The 18,701-nt window shown below is 70.8% G+C and carries 19 protein-coding genes; 11 read left to right on the top strand and 8 right to left on the bottom strand.

Annotated features, from left to right (window positions below):
* The first annotated feature begins 8 nt into the window (after nucleotides 1-8).
* Both leuD and HC028_RS06535 read left to right on the top strand, forming a co-directional pair.
* Nucleotides 9-596, top strand: a complete 588-nt coding sequence (gene leuD / locus HC028_RS06540) for a 3-isopropylmalate dehydratase small subunit (protein ID WP_168073980.1) — start codon at nucleotides 9-11, stop codon at nucleotides 594-596.
* 156 nt (nucleotides 597-752) lie between these two features.
* Entirely contained in the window at nucleotides 753-1,523 is a 771-nt protein-coding gene (locus HC028_RS06535) for an HU family DNA-binding protein (protein ID WP_168073978.1), read from the top strand.
* Nucleotides 1,524-1,588: 65 nt separating this feature from the next.
* Here the strand turns inward: HC028_RS06535 and HC028_RS06530 are convergent, their stop codons facing one another.
* The 4 genes from HC028_RS06530 to cofC all read right to left on the bottom strand — a co-directional run bounded on the left by HC028_RS06530 (nucleotide 1,589) and on the right by cofC (nucleotide 6,263).
* Complete coding sequence (locus tag HC028_RS06530; protein WP_168073976.1) at nucleotides 1,589-2,467, bottom strand: NUDIX hydrolase; 879 nt, start codon at nucleotides 2,465-2,467, stop codon at nucleotides 1,589-1,591.
* Between the two features lie 526 nt (nucleotides 2,468-2,993).
* A complete protein-coding gene (locus HC028_RS06525) occupies nucleotides 2,994-5,369 on the bottom strand; it encodes an RNA degradosome polyphosphate kinase (protein ID WP_168073974.1) in 2,376 nt (791 codons plus the stop codon).
* Nucleotides 5,370-5,420: 51 nt separating this feature from the next.
* Nucleotides 5,421-5,618, bottom strand: a complete 198-nt coding sequence (locus tag HC028_RS06520) for a cold-shock protein (protein WP_168073972.1) — start codon at nucleotides 5,616-5,618, stop codon at nucleotides 5,421-5,423.
* Nucleotides 5,619-5,657: 39 nt separating this feature from the next.
* Nucleotides 5,658-6,263: a 2-phospho-L-lactate guanylyltransferase gene (cofC, locus tag HC028_RS06515; protein WP_308442025.1), complete on the bottom strand. Its 606-nt coding sequence runs from the start codon at nucleotides 6,261-6,263 to the stop codon at nucleotides 5,658-5,660.
* Between the two features lie 155 nt (nucleotides 6,264-6,418).
* Between cofC and HC028_RS06510 the strand changes: the two genes are divergently transcribed.
* Genes HC028_RS06510 through HC028_RS06490 form a run of 5 tightly spaced genes read left to right on the top strand, consistent with a single transcriptional unit; the run spans nucleotide 6,419 to nucleotide 11,081 of the window.
* Entirely contained in the window at nucleotides 6,419-7,144 is a 726-nt protein-coding gene (locus HC028_RS06510) for a lysophospholipid acyltransferase family protein (protein ID WP_168073968.1), read from the top strand.
* Nucleotides 7,141-8,136, top strand: a complete 996-nt coding sequence (locus HC028_RS06505) for an NAD(P)H-dependent glycerol-3-phosphate dehydrogenase (protein WP_168073966.1) — start codon at nucleotides 7,141-7,143, stop codon at nucleotides 8,134-8,136. The genes HC028_RS06510 and HC028_RS06505 overlap by 4 nt, the downstream gene beginning before the upstream one ends.
* On the top strand, nucleotides 8,133-9,251 hold the full coding sequence (locus HC028_RS06500) for a cystathionine gamma-lyase (RefSeq protein WP_168073964.1): 1,119 nt from the start codon (nucleotides 8,133-8,135) through the stop codon (nucleotides 9,249-9,251). Before HC028_RS06505 ends, HC028_RS06500 begins: the two co-directional genes overlap by 4 nt.
* Nucleotides 9,252-9,261: 10 nt before the next feature.
* Nucleotides 9,262-9,936, top strand: a complete 675-nt coding sequence (locus tag HC028_RS06495) for a uracil-DNA glycosylase (protein WP_168073962.1) — start codon at nucleotides 9,262-9,264, stop codon at nucleotides 9,934-9,936.
* 53 nt (nucleotides 9,937-9,989) lie between these two features.
* Nucleotides 9,990-11,081: a D-alanine--D-alanine ligase family protein gene (locus HC028_RS06490; RefSeq protein WP_168073960.1), complete on the top strand. Its 1,092-nt coding sequence runs from the start codon at nucleotides 9,990-9,992 to the stop codon at nucleotides 11,079-11,081.
* A gap of 1 nt (nucleotide 11,082) precedes the next feature.
* Here HC028_RS06490 and HC028_RS06485 read toward each other — a convergent pair whose 3' ends face one another.
* Nucleotides 11,083-11,625 carry a DUF3515 domain-containing protein gene (locus tag HC028_RS06485; RefSeq protein ID WP_168073958.1) on the bottom strand — a complete coding sequence of 181 codons (543 nt, stop codon included), beginning with the start codon at nucleotides 11,623-11,625 and terminating at the stop codon, nucleotides 11,083-11,085.
* A gap of 2 nt (nucleotides 11,626-11,627) precedes the next feature.
* On the bottom strand, nucleotides 11,628-11,861 hold the full coding sequence (locus HC028_RS06480; RefSeq protein WP_168073957.1) for an Lrp/AsnC ligand binding domain-containing protein: 234 nt from the start codon (nucleotides 11,859-11,861) through the stop codon (nucleotides 11,628-11,630).
* Nucleotides 11,862-12,029: 168 nt separating this feature from the next.
* On the opposite strand from HC028_RS06480, the gene HC028_RS06475 reads away from it, so the two are divergent.
* Both HC028_RS06475 and HC028_RS06470 read left to right on the top strand, forming a co-directional pair.
* Entirely contained in the window at nucleotides 12,030-12,971 is a 942-nt protein-coding gene (locus HC028_RS06475; protein WP_168073956.1) for a thiamine-phosphate kinase, read from the top strand.
* Nucleotides 12,972-13,014: 43 nt separating this feature from the next.
* A complete protein-coding gene (locus HC028_RS06470) occupies nucleotides 13,015-13,482 on the top strand; it encodes a GNAT family N-acetyltransferase (RefSeq protein WP_168073955.1) in 468 nt (155 codons plus the stop codon).
* Between the two features lie 73 nt (nucleotides 13,483-13,555).
* On the opposite strand, the gene rpmB is transcribed toward HC028_RS06470, so the two are convergent.
* Nucleotides 13,556-13,747, bottom strand: coding sequence for a 50S ribosomal protein L28 (rpmB, locus tag HC028_RS06465; protein WP_168073953.1), 192 nt, complete (start codon nucleotides 13,745-13,747; stop codon nucleotides 13,556-13,558).
* Between the two features lie 191 nt (nucleotides 13,748-13,938).
* On the opposite strand from rpmB, the gene HC028_RS06460 reads away from it, so the two are divergent.
* Both HC028_RS06460 and recG read left to right on the top strand, forming a co-directional pair.
* Complete coding sequence (locus HC028_RS06460) at nucleotides 13,939-15,636, top strand: DAK2 domain-containing protein (RefSeq protein WP_168073950.1); 1,698 nt, start codon at nucleotides 13,939-13,941, stop codon at nucleotides 15,634-15,636.
* On the top strand, nucleotides 15,633-17,810 hold the full coding sequence (gene recG / locus HC028_RS06455) for an ATP-dependent DNA helicase RecG (RefSeq protein WP_168073948.1): 2,178 nt from the start codon (nucleotides 15,633-15,635) through the stop codon (nucleotides 17,808-17,810). The genes HC028_RS06460 and recG overlap by 4 nt, the downstream gene beginning before the upstream one ends.
* 60 nt (nucleotides 17,811-17,870) lie before the next feature.
* Here recG and HC028_RS28665 read toward each other — a convergent pair whose 3' ends face one another.
* A complete protein-coding gene (locus HC028_RS28665; RefSeq protein ID WP_168073946.1) occupies nucleotides 17,871-18,572 on the bottom strand; it encodes an LPXTG cell wall anchor domain-containing protein in 702 nt (233 codons plus the stop codon).
* Between the last annotated feature and the right edge of the window lie 129 nt (nucleotides 18,573-18,701).

Below are 18,701 nucleotides of genomic sequence, written 5' to 3'. Positions count from 1 at the left end.
AAGGACAGATGGACAAGTTCACCGTTCACACCGGCACCGCCGTGCCGCTGCGCCGATCCAATGTGGACACCGACCAGATCATCCCGGCTGTGTACCTGAAGCGGGTGACCAAGACGGGTTTCGCCGACGGGCTCTTCAACGCCTGGCGGGCCGATCCTGATTTCGTGCTCAACAATCCGGCTTACTCCGGGGCCTCGGTCCTCATCGCCGGACCCGAGTTCGGCACCGGATCATCGCGTGAGCACGCGGTTTGGGCGCTGCGCGACTGGGGATTCCGGGCGGTCATCTCGCCGCGATTCGGGGACATCTTCCGGGGTAACGCACTCAAGGACGGCCTGCTGCCGGTCGAGCTCGAACAGCCTGCGGTGGAAGCGCTCTGGGACGCGGTGGAAGCCGATCCGACCCTCGCGGTGACCGTCGACCTGGAAGCCCGGGAAGTTCGCGCCGGCGCGAATGTATGGGCGTTCCCGCTCGACGATTTCAGCCGTTGGCGCCTACTCGAAGGGCTCGACGACATCAGCCTGACGCTTCGCCACGAAGCCGCTGTGACCGCTTTTGAAGAGCGCCGTCCGCAGTGGAAGCCGGCTGTCATCTAGCTCTTGCAGGGAGTTTGGCCGGTGGTCCATTTGGGCCACCGGCCAATTCTGTTGTACCGCAACGATTTCTTTTTCAAAAAGTATTTGTATCCTGGCAGTTGAGACCGATGTTGCGCGTGGATGGAGTCGCGCAGTCTCCACGTACAGGAGGAAATCGTGAACAAGGCGGAGCTCATCGACGCGCTGTCGGCCCGTCTGGGTGACAAGCGGGCGGCGACGCAGGCGCTCGATGCCGTGTTGTCGGAAATCCAGAACGCCGTGACCAAGGGCGACAAGGTTGCCATCACCGGTTTCGGTGTCTTCGAAAAGAAGGTCCGGGCCGCCAGAACCGCTCGTAACCCGCGTACCGGTGAGGCTGTGAAGGTCAAGAAGACCTCGGTTCCGGCCTTCCGTCCGGGCGCTGGCTTCAAGGAGCTGGTTGCCAGCGGCAAGCTGCCGAAGGCCGCCGCTGCCAAGAAGACCGTTGCCAAGGCCGCTCCGGCCAAGACCGTTGCCAAGGCGGCTCCGGCCAAGAAGGCGGCCACCAAGGCTGCTCCCGCCAAGACCGCCGCCAAGACGACGGCCAAGGCGGCTCCGGCCAAGAAGGCGGCCACCAAGGTCGCTCCCGCCAAGACCGCCGCCAAGACGACGGCCAAGGCGGCTCCGGCCAAGAAGGCGGCCACCAAGGTCGCTCCCGCCAAGACCGCCGCCAAGACGACGGCCAAGGCGGCTCCGGCCAAGAAGGCGGCCACCAAGACGGCTGCTACCAAGGCGACCGCGACCAAGGTCACCAAGGCCGCGACGGCGACGACGGCGCGTAAGACGACGACCGCTCGGGCCACCGCGAAGGCGACCACCGCGAAGGCGACCACCGCGAAGGCGACCACCGCGAAGGCGACCACCGCGAAGGCGGCGCCGGCCAAGAAGGCCGTCGCGAAGAAGCGCTGACGCTATAGCGAAAAGAGGGCCGGGCATGCCCGGCCCTCTTTCGTTTGTTGCTTCGAGCCGCTTTCCTACATTGACAGGGGTTCGAGGTCGAATCGGTCCGCCGCAACGAACTCGGTCCCTGCGAAACCCAGCACCCAGCCCGATCCCTTGGGGGTGCGGTACGAACCGGGATCGCGCCCGGAAATCGTCCCCACCACACCCGGGATCAGGCCGCCCTGGCTGCACACGACGATTACCCCGTCGGAGGCGGCCAATTCGCGGATGAGACCGGCGGCCGACTTGGCGTCGGCCGACTCGTCGAAGCGGTCGTCCACCTCGATAGGTAGGCCCGTCATGGCCGCGAGCGGTTCCACTGTCTGGACGCATCGGGACCGCCCGGCACTGATGATCCGCGTCGGTCCGTACACGGCGAGCAGCGGCGCCAGCGCCCGCGCGGTGGCCCGGCCGCCGTCGTCGAGCGGGCGGTCGTCGTCGTCGCCCTCCCACTCCTCGCGCTCCCCGGCGTACGCGTGCCGCAGCAGCATCACGAGCCCGTCCACGCGAGACAGCGGCGGGTACGCCGCCAGGACCCCGCGGTCGTGCGCGTACGTCAACAACTTGGCCGCCTGCGACACCGGTACCCACCGCACCTCGTCGACCTCGTCGTTCGGCACGAACTCGGCGGCCTGGAGGCAGACCATCGACCAGTAGTCGACGGACTTCTCCACGTCGGGATTGCCGGTCAGGTAATGCGTCGAGGGCAGCCGGAGCCGCGGCGCCGCGCGTACCGAGGTCTCCTCGCCCACCTCCCGCACCGCGCCGAGGAGGGGATGTTCGCCGGGCTCCAGCTTGCCCTTCGGCAGTGACCAGTCGTCGTAGCGCGGCCGGTGGACCAGCACGACCTCTTTGCCGGCCGCGCCGTCCCGCGCGACCACCCCGCCGGCGGCCCTGACGACCCGCGTCATGACGACGGCAGGTGGTCGGGGGACCGGTCGGTCGTCGTCCGGGCGGGTTGTTGCGCCGTACGGGAGGCGCGCGCGGTAGCTAACAAGCGTTCCGGCGAGACCGCAGTGGTCTTGTGGGGCAGGGGTTCACGCAGGAGCACTCGCCCCTCGTACCCGAAAATTCGGCAAATATCACGGTGCAATGGGATGCCGGCCCGCGCCGGCCGGAGGCGACCGTCCGACCTCGTGCTCATCCGCTCGCTCAGGCACACGTTCATCGAAGTGGCGGCGTGGAGACCCGTGCTGTCGGGCAAGGGAGGAAACGCCGCTCCCTCCCTTCGCGAAATTGACGGACCCTCATGGCAGCATCCGGGGCATGGCGAGGGTGGTCAAGCGGGCCTCCTCGTGGCCGGGCTGGTCGAGAGGTGAAACGCCGGTCGAGGGCCGCTAAGACCTATCCGCCACGGCGGGGACGGCATGGCCCGATGAAGCAGGAACCCGCACGGGCAACCGTGGGAATCCCCGCACTTCAGGGCGGTGGAGGAGCTCAATCAACCTTGTTCACGATGCGCCGGAGGAGGGCCTGCTGCGGATTGATCAGGGACTCGTCCCCGTCGATGACGCACCGTTGCCAGGTGCCGTCGGCGGCCAGTTCGAACGCGGTCGTCTTCTCCGTGAAGATCAGCCGCATCACCCGGTCGAGCTCCACCTTCGCAGCCGGGTCGACGACCCGCACCAGCGCCTCGACCCGCCGGTCGAGGTTGCGGTGCATCAGGTCCGCCGACCCGATCCAGAACTCGCCCCCCGGGACCGAAGGCTCCAATGCCGCGCCGTCGCCGCTCGCGTTCTCCCGGGGCGGAACCTGGCCGTCACCGAAGCGGAAGACCCGCGAGTGCTCCAGGAATCGCCCCACGATCGAGCGCACCCGGATGCGTTCGGACAGCCCCGGTACGCCGGGCTTGAGCGTGCAGATTCCGCGGATGACGAGGTCGACGTCGACACCTGCCCGGCTGGCCCGGTAGAGCGCGTCCACGATCGCCTCGTCGACCAGCGAGTTCGCCTTGATCTGTACCAGCCCCGGCCGGCCCGCCCGGACGTGCTCGATCTCGCGCTCGATCCGCTCGATGATGCCGCTGCGCACCCCGTGCGGCGCAACCAGCAGGCGCCGGTACGCGGTCTGCCGGCTGTACCCGGTGAGCACGTTGAACAGGTCGGTCAGGTCGGCGCCCACCTCGGGGTCGGCCGTGAGCAGACCGAAGTCCTCGTACATTCTCGCGGTCTTCGGGTGGTAGTTGCCGGTGCCGATGTGGCAATACCGCCGGATCTGGCTGCCCTCCTGGCGCACCACCAGCGCGGTCTTGCAGTGCGTCTTCAGGCCCACCAGGCCGTACACCACGTGGCAGCCGGCGCGCTCCAGCATCCGCGCCCAGCCGATGTTGGCCTGTTCGTCGAAGCGCGCCTTCACCTCGACGAGGACCACGACCTGCTTGCCCGCCTCGGCGGCGGAGATGAGCGCGTCGACGATCGGGGAGTCACCGCTGGTGCGGTAGAGCGTCTGCTTGATCGCCAGCACGTTCGGGTCGGCCGCGGCCTGCTCGATGAAGCGCTGCACGCTGGTGGAGAACGAGTGGTACGGGTGGTGCACCAGGATGTCGCCGTCGCGGAGCCGGTTGAAGACGCTGCGCGGGACCTCACCCTCGGCGAACTGCGGGTGGGTGGCCGGAACAAAAGGGGGATCCTTGAGATCCGGCCGGTCGGTGTCGGTGTACACCTGCCACAGCGACGACAGGTCGAGCAGGCCCGGTATCCGCATCACGTCCTGGTCGTCCATGTCCAGTTCGCGTACGAGCAGGTCGAGCACGTGGTCGGAGATGGAGGCGGCGACCTCCAGGCGTACCGCTGGGCCGAACCGGCGGCGCGCCAGTTCGCGTTCGAGCGCCTGAAGGAGATCTTCGTCGCGGTCCTCGTCCAGTTCGAAGTCGGCGTTGCGGGTCACCCGGAACAGGTGGTGCTCGACCACCTGCATACCGGAGAACAGCTGGCCGAGGTGTGCGGCGATCAGGTCCTCGACCGGCAGGAAGGAGGCCGGCTGGCCGCCCTCACCGGACGCGGCGCGTTCGCGCTCAACGGCCACGAACCGCGGCACGTTGTTGGGCACCTTCACGCGGGCGAAGAGCTCCGGCCCGCCGTCGGGGTCCCGCACGACCACCGCGAGATTGAGCGACAGCCCCGAGATGTACGGGAACGGGTGCGCCGGGTCGACGGCGAGCGGCGTGAGGACCGGAAAGACCTGCTCGCGGAAGTACGCCCGCATCCGCTCGCGCTCCGGGGCCGACAGCTCCGGCCAGTGCACGACCTTGATGTTCGCGTCCGCGAGCGCGGGCTGGACGTCCTGGGCGAAGCAGCGGGCGTGCCGCGCCACCAGCGCGGCGGCCCGTTCGGCGATCCGCTGCAACTGCTCGCGGGGGAAGAGCCCGTCCATGCCGCGGATCGCGAGGCCGGTCTGCTGGCGGCGCTTCAGCCCCGCCACCCGGACCATGTAGAACTCGTCGAGGTTGCTGGCGAAGATCGCTAGGAACTTCGCGCGCTCCAGCAGCGGGGTGCGCGGATCCTCGGCCAGGGCCAGCACCCGCGCGTTGAAGTCGAGCCAGGACAGCTCTCGGTTGAGGTACCGGTCGTGGGGGAGCGCGTCGACAGCGGAGGCGGCGGCATTCGATCTGGTCGCGGCGGCGACCGCCGGGGTCGCCGGTCGACCGTTGGCCTCCGGTCGGGCCTCGGCGGTCTGACGGCCGTCGGCGTGCCTGGTGACTCGGGTGCTACGCCTGGCTCGCTTCGCGCCGTTGACCTGGTCGGCCGCTGGCGCGTCGGCGGAGTGCGCAGACCCGGCGCGGCGGGGGGAACGCGGGCTCGGGCTGGCAGTCACTACATCATAATGACCCGAAAAAGGTTGACGGCCAACAAATCGCTAGAGGCATCACGGGAGCGTGGGGAGAGTAACCCGGGTGATATTGCCGGTGGCGTCCCGGTCGAGGCGCACCCGCTGGCCCACCCGAAGCAGCCGGAGGCCGGACGCCGCGAAGGCCGCGGCCGGGAACGCCAGCTCGGATCCGTCGTCGAGTAGCACCGTGCCCACCTGGGTTTGCTCATCGAACGTCGCCACCGTTCCCTGCATGTACCCGTCCTTCACGAGTCGGCCTTCCGACGCGGCCGCTTACGCGCCACCGTAGCGGGTGGCGCCGACGAACTCGGCGGTGTACCGCCCGAGGCCGAGGTCGGCCGCTGCGGCGAGGTCGGCGGGGGTGTCCACGTCCTGGCGAAGCGACGGCCAGTCCCCGTCGAGGCGTACCGCTCCGGAGGCGGCGTGGGCCCGGGCCGAACCCGGTCCGAACCGGGGATCCAGCGCCACCCCGGCCGCTGCCGCGAGCATCGCGGTGCCGGTACCCGCGGCATCCGGAACGTAGCCGCGGGGGTGGTACGACAGCGCGGTCAGGGCCGCGGCCAGGTCCTGCGGGCGCAGCGCCGGCAGGTCGGCGGTGAGCGCGACCACCGGCGAGCCCGCCGCCAGTGCCGCGCCGCGCTCCAGCGCGGCGTTGAGCCCCGTGTCGGGGCGATCGGGTACGTGCTGCGCGCCCAGGTCGGCGATTGCGGCCACCATGGTGGGTTCGTCGGTGACGATCAGCGCGTGGTGCACGATCGGGCAGGCGAGCACGGCGGTGAGGGTGTCCTTGGCCATCGCCACCACGAGCCGGGCATGGTCGGCCGCGGGGACGGCCCCGCGCAGTCGCGTCTTGGCCATGGCCAGCCGTTTGACCGGCATCACCGCGACCCATTCCGTCCTGCGCACACTCGGCATCCTTGCGTACCTGAGTGCTCGCCGCTCCGGCCGGGGGCTACCCTCGCTGGCCCAGAGGGGGACAGGCCAGGCATGATGCGGGAGCGAAACGGCTACGCCAGGGGCAGCGAGGAGGGGCCGTGGCACGACGAAGACTGGGTTTTTGGCGCCGGCTGGCAGTGGCTCTCCTCAAACCGTTTCTGACGCTCTTCACGCACCGGACGTGGTTGGGCATGGAAAACGTGCCCGCGAGCGGCGGCGTGATCTTCGCGGCCAACCACATTTCCCACGCCGATCCGTTGGTGGCGGGGCATTTCGTGTACGACGCCGGGCGGTGGCCGCAGTTCCTCGGGAAGGCCAGCCTCTTCCGGCTGCCGATCCTCGGGCCGTTCCTGTCCGCCGTGCGCCAGATCCCGGTCCACCGGGGCACCGCCGACGCGGTCAAGGCGCTCGATTCGGCGGTGGCCGCTGTCAAGGACGGCGACACCGTCATCATCTACCCTGAGGGCACCACCACCCACGAGCCGGACCTGTGGCCCATGCAAGGCAAGACGGGCGTGGCCCGGCTGTGGCTGGCCACGGACGCGCCCGTCATCCCGATCGTGATGTGGGGCCCGGAGAAAATCTTCGACCCGCGTACGGCCAAGCTGCGGCTGCGCCCGCGGACGCCGGTGACCGTGGTCGCGGGCCGGCCGGTGGACCTGTCGAAATGGCGGAGCGCGGAACCGACCGCCGCGACGCTGAACGAGATCACCGAGGCGATCATGCTGCACCTGCGGGACATGCTGGCCGAGATCCGGGGCGAAACACCGCCCCCGCTGTACCCCAACACGCCCAAGCGCGCGCAGATCAGGAATAACCGGTGAAGCGGGCCGCCGTGCTCGGCGCGGGATCCTGGGGCACCGCGTTCGCGAAGGTGCTCGCCGATGCCGGAAACGACGTGACGCTGTGGGCGCGCCGACCGGACGTGGCGACAGCGATCCGGGAGCAGCACGTCAACCCCGACTACCTTCCCGAGCTCCGGTTGCCCACCGCCGTGACGGCCACCGTCGACCCGGCCGACGCCCTCGACGGCGCCGACCTCGTCGTCATCGCCATCCCGTCCCAGACGCTGCGGGACAACCTCGGCGACTGGGCAACCCACTTCACCCCGGACGCGACCGTCGTCAGCCTGATGAAGGGCATCGAACTGGGCACGCTCAAGCGGATGAGCGAGCTGATCGTGGAGGCGGCCGGGGTCGAGCCAGACCGGGTCGCGGTGGTGACCGGCCCGAACCTGGCGGCCGAGATCGCCGCCGAGCAGCCGGCCGCGACGGTGGTCGCCTGCACCGACACCGACCGGGCCGCCCGGGTGCAGCGGGCCATCGCGACGCGGTACCTGCGCCCGTACACCAATGACGATGTCATCGGCTGTGAGCTGGGCGGCGCCGTGAAGAACGTGATCGCGCTGGCGTGCGGGATGGCGCACGGCATGGGGTTCGGCGAAAACACCAAGGCCACGTTGATGACGCGCGGCCTGGCCGAGACGGCCCGGCTGGGTGTGGCGCTCGGCGCCGACCCGATGACCTTCGCCGGCCTGGCCGGACTGGGTGACCTCGTCGCCACGTGCTCGTCGCCGCTGTCGCGCAACCGCACGTTCGGCGAGCACCTGGGCCGGGGCGAGAGCCTGGAGCAGGCGCAGGCCGCCACCCGGTACACCGCCGAGGGCGTCAAGAGCTGCCTCGCGATCCGCGACCTGGCCATCAAGTACGGCGTCGAGATGCCGATCACCGAGCAGGTCGAACGGGTCTGCCACGAAGGACTCGATCCGCGCGTGGCGGTCCGGGCACTGATGAGCAGGGAGCCGAAGTCGGAATGACCTTTGGAGACAGCACCCGTTCCGTACGTGCCGGGAGCGCGTCGCCGGGCCAGCCGGGTCAGCCCTTCCTGCCCGGACCGGTCTTCGCGGCGCCCTACCACCTGGACCCGGTGGCCGGCCCGCAGCCCGGGGTCGACGGGTACGGGCGTACCGACAACCCCACCCTGCGGGCCCTCGAATCCGCCATCGGTGATCTGGAGGGCGGCGAGTGCGTCGCGTTCTCGTCCGGCATGGCGGCCGTGTCGGCGGTGCTGCTGGCGCTGCTGCGCCCCGGGGACACCGTCGTCGTGCCCGCTGACGGGTACTTCCTGGCCCGCGCCTTCGCGCAGGAGTCGCTGCCGGGGGTGAGGGTCCTCCTCGCACCCACCGCGGGGCCGTACCCGTCGTTCGACGGCGTGCAACTGGTGCTGCTGGAGACGCCGGCCAACCCGGGCCTCGACGTCTGTGACATCGCGTCGTTGGCCGCTCAGGCGCACGAGGCCGGCGCGCTCGTCGCCGTCGACAACACCACGCCCACGCCGCTGGGGCAGCGCCCGCTGGAATTGGGCGCCGACCTGTCCGTCGCCTCCGCGAGCAAGGCGCTCACCGGGCACTCGGACCTGGTCCTCGGGTACGTCTGCGCCACCTCATCGGAGCTCGCCGGGCGGCTGCGCACCTGGCGGGCGCGTACGGGCGGGGTGCCCGGTCCGTTCGAGGCGTGGCTCGCGCACCGGTCGCTGGGCACCCTGGATCTGCGCCTTCGCCGCCAGTCGGAGAACGCCGCGGCGGTCGCCGAACTCCTCGCCGGCCGGCCGGAGGTGTCCTCGGTCCGCTGGCCCGGCCGGCCCGCAGACCCCGCGTACCGGATCGCCAGCCGCCAGATGCGGCGGATACCGGGCATCGTCACGTTCACCCTGCCGTCGAAGGCGCACGTCGACGCGTTCCTGACGACGTCGGAGCTGATCGCCGCCGCGACCTCGTTCGGCGGGCTGCACAGCAGCGCGGACCGGCGCGCCCAGTGGGGCGACGACGCGCCGGAGGGTCTGGTACGCCTGTCGTGCGGGATCGAAGACACGCAAGACCTGGTCGCCGATGTCACAGCGGCGCTCGACGCGGCTGCCAGAACCGCTGCATAGGGTCGGGGGCATGGCCCTGGACCTGATGCAACTGCTGCCCCCCGACTGGCGTGACGCGATGAAGCCGCACCTCGACCCCGACACGGTGGCGTCGCTCAGCGCGTTCGTCGAAGGGGAGTATGCGGCGCACCCGGTCTACCCGCCGCTGCGCGACCTGTTCAGCGCGTTCCGACTGTGCCCGTACGACGCGGCGCGGGTGCTGATCCTCGGTCAGGACCCGTACCACAAGGCCGGCCAGGCGCACGGGCTCAGCTTCAGCGTGCGGCGGGGCGTCACGGTGCCGCCGTCGCTGCGCAACGTCTTCAAGGAGCTCCGCGACGACCTCGGCGTGCAGCCGCCGGCACACGGTGAGCTGACCGGCTGGGCCGAGCAGGGCGTGCTGTTGCTCAACGCGGTGCTGACCGTCCGAAGTGGAACGCCGACCGCGCACGCGGGCAAGGGCTGGGAGCACTTCACCGACGCGGCGATCAGAGCGCTCGACGCCAAGGACAGCCGCGTCGTGTTTGTGCTGTGGGGCGGGTACGCGCGCAAGAAGGCCGGGCTGGTGACCGGTGCGCACCACGTCGTACTGGAAGCCGGCCACCCCAGTCCGATGAATCCGCGCGGCTTCCTCGGCAGCCGCCCGTTCAGCAAGATCGACGCCGCGCTCGCCGAGGCCGGCCTCGCACCGATTCGCTGGGCGTGATCCCGCCAACGGCAGGGAAGCGTCCGTGGTGCACGCACGGTAAGGTCAGCCGCGTGAGTACCCCACGCAAGACTCGCGTCGCGGTCGTGTTCGGTGGCCGCAGTACCGAGCACGGAATCTCCGCAGTCAGTGCCGGCAGCATCCTCGCAGCGCTCGATCCCGACGAGTTCGAGGTCGTGCCGATCGGCATCACCCGCGAGGGGCGCTGGGTGCTTACAAATGGTGACGCACGGTCACTGGCCATCGCCAACCGCAGCCTGCCCGAGGTCACCGACGGCTCCGGTTCGGCGGTCGTGCTCGCCCCCGACCCGACGGCGCGTGAGTTGGACGCCCGTGACGCGGTCAGCAGCCTGGGCGACATCGACGTCGTGTTCCCGGTCCTGCACGGTGCCTACGGCGAGGACGGCACGATCCAGGGGCTGCTCGAGATGGCGGGCCTGCCCTACGTCGGCGCGGGGGTGTTCGCCTCGGCGGCCGGTATGGACAAGGAGTTCACCAAGAAGCTTGCGGCGACCGAGGGCATCCCGGTCGGCCCGTACGCGGTGCTGCGCGCCGGCCAGTCGCTGTCCGAGGCCGACAAGGAGCGGCTGGGCCTGCCGGTCTTCGTCAAGCCCAGCCGAGCCGGGTCCAGCATGGGCATCACGAAGGTGAGCGACTGGGCCGACCTGGACGCGGCCGTCGCGTTCGCGCGCGAGATCGACCCGAAGGTCATCGTCGAAGCAGCGATCATCGGCCGCGAGGTCGAGTGCGGTGTCCTGGAAGGGGAGTACGGCGGGGCGCCCGAGGCGAGCCTGCCCGCCGAGATCCGCGTCGTGCGTGACCACGCCTTCTACGACTTCGAGGCGAAGTACCTCGACGACGCGTGCGAGTTCGACATCCCGGCGCAGTTGCCGCCCGCCGTGATCGAGAAGATCCGCGAGTACGCCTGCCGCACGTTCACCGCGATCGACTGCGCCGGCCTGGCTCGGGTCGACTTCTTCGTCACGCCCGAATTCGACGTGGTGCTCAACGAGATCAACACCATGCCGGGCTTCACGCCGTACTCGATGTTCCCGCGGATGTGGGCGGCTTCCGGGCTGGAGTATCCAAAGCTCATCTCCCGGCTTGTGCGCACCGCGCTGCGCCGCGGGACCGGGCTGCGCTGAGTCACTGGCAGCCGGCTGGCACGGTCGCCGCTCGGGGCAGCGTGGCGGCGACCGGCGGGGAGAACTCGATGACCCACTGCCCGGGTGCGGAGTAGGTGCTCGGCACCGTCACCCGTACCGGGATCGTCCGGTCCACCGTCGTCCACTCGGTGGTTCCGCCGCCGGGCTGCGAGTACCAGCACACCCCGGACAGGACGTATACGTCCGCGGTCGGCGGCACGGAGATGGGCGGCACGCCACAGGCCAGCACGATGGCGGGGTCCCCGTACGCCGCGTTCTGCTCTTCTCCGGCCGTGACCGGCCGTCGGGGCCGGTCACGCAGCGCCCCGGGCAGCTTTGTCAGCAGTTCCCGGCACGCGGCGGCCTGCGCCGGGTCCAGGGGGCGGGCAGAGGTCTGCACGGGCGCGGTCGACTGCGGCCGGGGCCGCGCGGGTTCGTTGGTGCGAAAACCTCCGAGAAACCAGAACGACGCGATCCCGACGATGATGGCCACCGGCACGGCGATCAGTGTCGCCAGCCGAGTGGCAGTGGTGCCTTGAGCCATCGCTAGAGGTGCACCACCGAACAGGTGAGGGTACGTGTGATGCCGGGCACGAGTTGAACCTTGCTCACGATCATTTTTCCAAGTTCATCAACGTTGTGCGCTTCAGTGAGCACAATGACGTCGTAGGGCCCAGTCACCGCGTCCACGCGCACGACCCCGGTGATGCCACCGATCGTCGTGGCCACCTCGCGCGCCTTTCCGACCTCGGTCTGGATGAGGATGTACGCCTGGACCACGACACGACTCCTTCCACGCCGCTCGCGCGGCTTGCAGGTGAAACTACCGCACGATCCAGGTGGAAGGTGAAGTGTGCTTTGCTCGGCTGCCGGATAGGCAACAGTGTTGATGCTGGCTTTCCGGGGGCAAAGCGGAGCAATGTACGGGAGGGAGTGGGGAGGAGCACGATGAGGGTGGCGGACACGGGCGAGTTCGGCCTGATCGCCCGAGTGACCGCTCGGCTGCCGGGTGGCCGCGCCTGTCTGCTGGGCCCGGGTGACGACGCGGCTGTCGTCGCCGCGCCCGATGGCCGGGTGGCCGCCTCGACGGACGTGCTCGTCGAGGGTCGCCACTTCCGGCGGGACTGGTCGAGCGCCCGTGACGTGGGCCATCGGGCCGCCGCGGCGAACCTCGCCGACATCGCCGCCATGGGCGCCGTCCCCACCGCCCTGCTGGTGGCGTTCTGCGCGCCGCCAAACCTCGACGTGCGCTGGGCCGAGGAGTTGGCTGACGGGCTCGCCGCCGAGGCCGCCCTGGTCGACGCGAGCGTCGTGGGCGGGGACATGTCGGCGAGCCCGACGCTCACCATCGCGGTCACGGCGCTCGGCGATCTCGGCGGTCGCGCACCGGTCGTCCGGTCCGGCGCGCGCCCCGGCGACGTCGTGGCGGTCAATGGCCGGCTCGGGTTCGCGGCCGCCGGTTACACCGTACTGAGCCGCGGCTTCCGTACGCCCAAGTTGCTCGTGGAGGCGTTCCGGCGGCCCGAGGTGCCCTACTTCGCCGGCCCGGAAGCGGCCCGGTTCGGCGCCACGTCGATGATCGACATTTCGGACGGGCTGCTCGCCGATCTCGGTCACATCGCGGCGGCGAGCGACGTGGTGATCGACGTGCAGCGCGAGCTGTTCACCGTGCCCGGTCAGATCCGCGACGCGGCGCTGGCGCTCAGCGTCAATCCGTTCGACTGGATCCTCGGTGGCGGCGACGACCACGCGCTCGCGGCGACGTTCCCGGCCGATGTGGCGCTGCCGGCCGGCTGGGTCGTCATCGGTACGGTCAGCGACGGCCCGGCCGGCGTGACCGTCGACGGTCGGCCGTACCGGGGGGCCGGCGGCTGGGACCACTTCAAGTAGCGGTCTTTCCGGTAAGGTGCTAAATGCCCCGTACCCTTTACTCGTGACCGCAATTGAGATCAGGACGACCCGCCTCGACGACCCCGTTGCCCGTACGATGATCAAGGCGGCGTTAGCCGACCTCGGTGCCCGCTACGGTGGCAGCGGTGACGAGACCCCGGTCGACGCGGGTGAGTTCGAGCCGCCGGCGGGCCATTTCCTGGTCGCCTGGATCGACGGCGCGCCGGCCGGCTGTGGCGGCTGGCGCACCCTCGCCGGGGACGACACCGCGGCCGAGATCAAGCGGATGTACACCGCGCCCGACTGGCGCGGCCGGGGCGTGGCGTCCGCCGTACTGCGGGCGATCGAGTCCAGCGCCCGCGACGCGGGCAAGAAGCGGGCCGTACTGGAGACCGGCGACCGGCAGCCGGAAGCGATCGCGCTCTACCGCAAGCTCGGGTACGAGCGGATTCCCAACTTCGGCTTCTACAAGGACTACCCGGACTGTCTCTCGTTCGGCCGGGTGCTCTGAGCGGCCTTTTCCTGGGTACGAATAACGCCGGGACGCCTAGTAGGCGTCCCGGCGGGAAGCGTTCAAGCTTAGGTCAGGCCCGGGCGACCTTGCCGGCCTTCAGGCAGGACGTGCAAACCTGAACGCGACGGGTCGTGCCGCCACCGGCCGGGGTGCGCACCGTCTGGATGTTGGGGTTCCAGCGGCGGTTGGTCCGCCGGTGCGAGTGGGATACGTTGTGGCCGAAGCCCGGCCTCTTGCCACAGACGTCGCACACGCTAGCCACTGCAGTCTCCTGGTTTGATCACTGGGTTGTTCACCCGTTGATTGCGTGCCCGCTGAACGCTGCGGGCAACCTGACGAGAGTACCTGATGCGATGAATGCGGGCCAACCGGCCGAGGGTCCCCGGAGTCCCGCCCCACCGTCCAGTCTCCCATCGGGGCGAATGTCATAGGTCGGCACTAGGCTTTCCGGACGTGCTGGACACCCTCAATGCCACGGTCGTACGTGACTGGTGCGCCGCTGGTCTTGAGCGGCTGCGCCGGCATCAGCACGAGATCGACGAGCTCAACGTCTACCCGGTGCCGGACGGCGACACGGGCACCAACCTTGTGCTCACCGTGACGGCCGCGAGCGAGGCACTGGCGGCCGAGCCCGCCGAGGCCGCCGACCCGCAGTCGCTCGGGCGGGTCCTGCGGACGCTGGCCCGGGGTGCGCTGCTCGGCGCCCGGGGCAACTCGGGAGTCATCCTGGCGCAAATGTTCGCCGGGATGGCACAGGCGCTGGCGGAGGTGCCTGCCGCGGGTGGGGCGGCGCTGGCCGCGGCGCTCGACCGGGCGGCGGTGTCGGCCCGGGAAGCGGTCGCCGAGCCGGTGGAAGGCACGGTCCTCACGGTGGCACGGGCCGCGGCCGACGCGGCCCTGGCCGTGGACGGCGACGACGTGGCGGCCGTGGTCTGCGCCGCGTCGGACGCGGCCCGAGCGGCGCTGGCCCGAACCCCGCAGCAACTGCCCGCGCTTGCCCGCGCCGGTGTGGTGGACGCCGGCGGGCGCGGTCTGGTCGTCCTGCTCGACGCGTTGGTCGAGGTGGTGACCGGGAGTGCGCCGCCCGCTGACGCCGCGCCGGCGCCCCGGCGGGCGGCGGTGACGCGCGCGCGGGAGACCGGCTCCGACGAGTACGACTACGAGGTGCAGTACCTGCTCGACGCGCCGGACGACGCGGTCGACCGGCTGCGTCAGGTCCTCGGGCGGCTCGGCGACTCCCTGGTGGTGGTCGGCGCACCCAGGATCGGCGATGCGCCGCGGACCTGGAACGTGCACGTGCACGTCAACGACGTCGGCGCCGCGATCGAGGCGGGCGTCGAGGCCGGCCGCCCGCACCGGATATCGGTGGTCCGCTTCGCCGACCAGGTACAGCGCCTGCCCGCGCACACCCCGCCGGCCACTTCCATGGCTGTCCCGGCCGAGTTGATCGAGCTGATCGAGCCGGGCGGCGCGCTGCCGGCGCCCGACGGCCGGGCGGTCGTGGTGGTCTGCGACGGCGACGGCATCGCCGAACTGCTCGTGGGCGAGGGCGCCACCGTCGTCCGGCCGCACCCGGACGGTGCCCCGCCGTCGACCGGGGAGATCCTGGGCGTGATCCGCGCCACTGGGGCTGGCAACGTCGTCGTCATGCCCAACGACCCGGACGTGGCCGCCGCGGCCACGGCAGCGGCGGAGGAGGCGCGGGCGGAGGGGATCCGGGCCGGGGTGGTGCCCACCCGTTCCCCGGTCCAGGCGCTGGCCGCGCTCGCCGTGCGGGACTCGGCCCGGCGTTTTGAAGACGACATCATCGCCATGGCCGAGTCGGCCGGGGCCTGCCGGTACGCCGAGGTCACGACCGCGAGCCGGGACGCGCTGACCGTCGCCGGCCTCTGCCGCCGCGGCGACGTGCTCGCGCTGGTCCAAGGCGAGGTCACGCTGATCGGACAGGACCTCGTCGAGACGTGCCGGCAGCTTCTCGACCGGTTGCTCGCCGCCGGCGGGGAGATGGTCACCCTGTTGACCGGCGACCAGGCACCCGACGAGCTGGTCGACAGTCTCACCGAGCACGTGGGCCGGGAGTGGCCGTTCGTCGAGGTGCATTGCTACCGCGGCGGCCAGCCGCACTATCCGCTGTTGGTGGGGATCGAGTGACAACGACGCTGGAGACACCGCTCAAGGGCCTGGTGGGGGACAAGACGGCGAAGGCGCTGGCGACGCACCTCGACCTGCACACCGCCGGTGACCTGATCTACCACTTCCCCCGCCGTTACGACGAGCGCGGCGAGCACACCGACATCCGAGCGCTGGAGGTGGGCGAGCAGGTGACCGTCATGGCCCAGGTGCAGCGGACGAACGTGCGCCCGATGCGCCAGCGCCGCGGCCAGTTGCTGGAGGTGACGGTCGGCGACGACAGCGGCGGGACGCTGACGTTGACGTTCTTCAGCCAGCCGTGGCGCGAGCGGGACCTCAAGCCGGGGCGGTGGGGCCTGTTCGCCGGCAAGGTGACCGAGTTCCGGGGCAAGCGGCAGCTCAACAGCCCGGACTACGTGTTGCTGGACGACGAGACGGCCACCAGCGAGGTGGAGGAGTTCGCGGGTGCGCTGATCCCGGTGTACCCGGCGGCCGCGGCCGTCCCGACCTGGGTGATCGCGCGGTGCGTCCGGGTGGTGCTGGACACGCTCACGGTGTCGCCAGACCCGCTGCCGCCGGCGGTGCGGGCCGAGCGCGGCCTGGTCGGGCTGGACGGGGCGCTCCGCGAGATCCACCGGCCGTCCTCGCGCGAGTCGCTGGCGAAGGCTCGCCGGCGGCTGAAGTGGGACGAGGCGTTCGCCGTCCAGCTCACCCTCGCGCAGCGCAAGCACCGCGCCGCCGACTGGCCGGCCAAGCCCCGGCCGCGCCGCGACGACGGGCTGCTGTCCACCTTCGACGCCTCCCTGCCGTACGAGCTGACCGACGGCCAGCGGCGGGTCGGCGACGAGGTCGCGGCCGACCTGGCCATGTCCCACCCGATGCACCGGCTGCTGCAGGGCGAGGTCGGCTCGGGCAAGACGCTGTGCGCGCTGCGGGCCATGCTGCAGGTGGTCGATGCCGGCGGCCAGGCGGCGATGCTGGCACCGACCGAGGTGCTCGCCGCGCAGCACTACCGCAACGTGCTCGACCTGCTGGGGCCCATGGGGCGCGCGGGCGAGCTGGACTCCGCGCCCGACGCCACGAGGGTCGCGCTCGTGACCGGTTCGATGGGGGCCGCCGCCAAGCGTGCCGCCCTGGCCGAGATCGCGTCGGGTGAAGCCGGCGTTGTCGTCGGTACGCACGCCCTCCTGTACGAGGGCGTGGACTTCGCCGACCTGGGTCTCGTCGTCGTCGACGAGCAGCACCGGTTCGGTGTCGAGCAGCGCGATGCTCTGCGGGCCAAGGCCGATCAGCCGCCACACGTCCTGGTCATGACGGCGACCCCGATCCCGCGTACGGTCGCGATGACCGTCTACGGCGACCTGGAGATCTCCGTGCTGTCGCAGTTGCCGCGGGGCCGGTCGCCGATCGCCTCCCATGTCGTACCCGCCGCCGAGAAGCCGGCGTTCCTCGACCGGGCGTGGCGACGGTTGCGCGAGGAGGTGGCGGCCGGCCATCAGGCGTACGTCGTCTGCCCGCGCATCGGTGAGGCGGCGACCGAGGAGGAGGACGCGCCGCCACCCGAGGACGGCCAGGAGCGTCGGCCGCCCCTGGCGGTGCTGGAGGTGGCGCCGCTGCTCGCCGAGGGGCCGCTGAAGGGCCTGCGGATCGGCGTGCTGCACGGCAAGCTTCCCGCCGACGAGAAGGACTCCGTGATGCGGGAGTTCGCCGCCGGCAAGCTGGATGTACTGGTCGCGACGACGGTCATCGAGGTGGGCGTCGACGTGCCAAACTCCACGGTGATGATCATCCTGGACGCCGACCGCTTCGGCGTCTCACAGCTGCACCAGCTGCGTGGACGTGTCGGCCGGGGCAGCGCTCCCGGCCTGTGCCTGCTCGTCTCGGAGGCGCAGGAGGGCACCCCGGCGCGGGAGCGGCTCGCTTCCGTGGCGTCCACGACCGACGGGTTCCGGTTGGCCGAGCTGGATCTGGAGCAGCGGCGGGAAGGGGACGTGCTCGGCGCGGCCCAGTCCGGCCGGCGTTCGCACCTGCGGCTGCTGTCGCTCCTGCGGGACGCGGATCTGATCCGGGACGCCCGGGCCGACGCGATCGCCCTCATCGAGGCGGACCCGGAGCTGGCCGAGCACCCGGAGCTGGCGGCCACGATCGCGCAGTTCGTCGACGAGGAGCGCGCCGAGTACCTCGAGAAAGGCTGACGGTGCGGGTCGACCAGGGGTGGTCGACCCGCACCGCTGCACCCGTGCGGTCTTGAGCGATCAGGCCTGGAACTTGACGCGGCGGCGGCGGGCCATCAGGAACAGCCCGGCACCGGCGCCCAGCAGCACAGCCGCGCCAGCGCCGTACAGGCCGGCCTCCGCGCCGGTCACCGGCAGAGTCGGCGCGGCAGCCGGGGGCTTCGCCACGGGCGGGGCGCCCGCACCGGAACCGCCACCACCGGCCGGCGGCTTCTCGCAGACCGGCGGCCAGTTGCCGTTGCCGTGGCCGTCCTTCTTGTCCTTGTCCCACTGGCCGTACTGCTCGTCGGTGCGACCGTTCTTGTCCTTGTCATCGTTGTTGTTCGTGCCGGCAGCCGGCGGGCACGGCTTGCAGTCGCCGACCTTCGTGGGCCTGCCCGTCACCGGCAGCGGCGGCGAGAACTTGTCGGCCCATACGGGCTTGAAGCTCAGGGACGCGGCATCGATCCCCTGGGCGTCCAGCAGCTGGCTGCCGGTGATGGACTTGGAGGCCGACACGGGTGCGTTGTCGGCGATGCCGACGATCGCGGACGGCTTGGCGACCAGGCTGGTCAGCGTGACCTCGGCCGGGTAGTCGTTGTTGACCCACCAGGCGACCTGCCACTGACCGGTCGTCGTCTTGCACGCGGTGGCCTTGACCATGGTGGCGTGGGCGCTCGCCGGGGCGGCGAACGTGGCGGTGGCGGCGAGTCCGACGAACGCGGCGCCAGCGAGAGTGATCAACCTTCGGGCGGACGGCATGAAGCGTCGCAAGGGGTACTCCCAAACTCGGATCGGGGTGGAGGGGCATTAGGGGTGCCGAGTTTTCGGCGCCACAACAATGGCCACGCAATGACGTGACTCGATGCGCGC

This window comes from Planosporangium flavigriseum, assembly GCF_011947225.1.
Classification (GTDB): Bacteria; Actinomycetota; Actinomycetes; order Mycobacteriales; family Micromonosporaceae; genus Planosporangium; species Planosporangium flavigriseum.
This window is presented reverse-complemented; position numbering and strand designations above follow the sequence as displayed.